At 35.7% G+C, this 1,394-nt stretch carries 1 protein-coding gene; it reads right to left on the bottom strand.

What is annotated here, in order from left to right:
- Positions 1 to 926, bottom strand: a 926-nt coding sequence (repM, locus tag FTV32_RS17095; RefSeq protein ID WP_180029156.1) for a replication initiation protein RepM, incomplete at its 3' end; no start/stop codon positions are given.
- Positions 927 to 1,394 lie beyond the last annotated feature (468 nt).

The raw sequence follows: 1,394 nt of genomic DNA, 5'->3' as shown, positions 1-1,394 counted from the left end.
TGAAATCCTGATTTTTCTAAAATTGGATAAAGCTCTCTGAATTTTTCAGGCTCTAACAGCATATCTGCTATACGGATAGCAAATTGTTGGTAGCTTTCTGTACCTTGTGAATATTTCCCCATTTCAGGCATTTCTGACATTTTTTTTGCAAATAAATGGCGTTGTGCATCGGTCATTTTGATAAAAAAGTCAGGTGTGTTTGGGTCACGCTTAGAATCTAATTTTTTCGGTTGTTGTTTCTGCTTAAACTTGAATGAAAACCCAGTAATTGTACGCCCTTTCTTGTGTTGCTCATAAGTGGCTTTTATGTCTGTATGTTCATTGATTTGAGTAATGGCAGTTTCTAATACACGGCTTTTAAAATGGTGCATACGTTGATATTCATCATCTTCAACACCTAAATTTTTACGTAATTGTTGTAGTTCAAAAACAGGTGTTTTACCAACTTCACGCCAAGCGATTAATAACTCATAAAGTCTAGTGGCATACTTACTGGTTAGGTGTGCAACTTGTTTGGCTTCATATTTTGTAAAGTGTTCTTCTAATCTAGTGATTAAAGGAACTACATCAGGTGCGAAAGTAATTTCTAGTAATGCCAAATCATCTACATAAAAAATACGGCTTACCCAGCGAGAGCGAACGATACCTACCTTCCCTGTTTTTTTATATTCGGCTGTATAGCTAAACTGCCTGTTAAATAGATTATTTACGGCATCTTTCAGGGCTTTGTAGGATGCATCAGGTGATACATTAAATAGTTTTGCATAGTCACTAGCATGTATTTCTAGTTTGCTATCTGCCGTAATACCCCGCCCTAATTCCCTTGCATTAATGATTGCAAGCATGACTAAACGCTGTTCCGTTAGTTCTAAATTATAACTGGCGTTTATTAATGCATTATCTTTCACAACTAAACCATTCTTCATATTAAATACACGTTATTATTAATGTGTATTTACACACTATATATTTTATGTGTGTAAATCAAGAGAATTTGTGTGCTTATACAAGAGAATTTGTGTGCTTATACAAGAGAATTTGTGTGCTTATACAAGAGAATTTGTGTGCTTATATAAGCTGTAGTCCTCTCATATCAATGTTTTCAGCTTATCTAAAAGCATTTAAAAGCTTTAAAAATAATTAAAAGCCTTTCGAGAGGGGAGTGCAAACTGCCCTAGGTACTCGCTAAAGCTCGTACTCTATTGAAGCTCGTTCCTCGCTTCGTGGGGCAGTTTTTGGGTAATCCTATTTGTGAAATCTAAAAGCAAAAATATTGGTAATGTATTCGCTTCGCTCATACTTTTTGAAAAGCAAAAGCTCCAAAGTTCGCACCCATTCGGGATGCTCTGTACCTACCGTTTAAAATCGAAAGGGAGCTTGTAATCAGAGAAAAG

Origin of the sequence: Acinetobacter sp. YH16032, assembly GCF_013417345.1 — a bacterium.
Classification (GTDB): domain Bacteria; phylum Pseudomonadota; class Gammaproteobacteria; order Pseudomonadales; family Moraxellaceae; genus Acinetobacter.
Note: the sequence above shows the minus strand (reverse complement) of the source record. Positions and strands in the feature narration are given on the sequence as shown.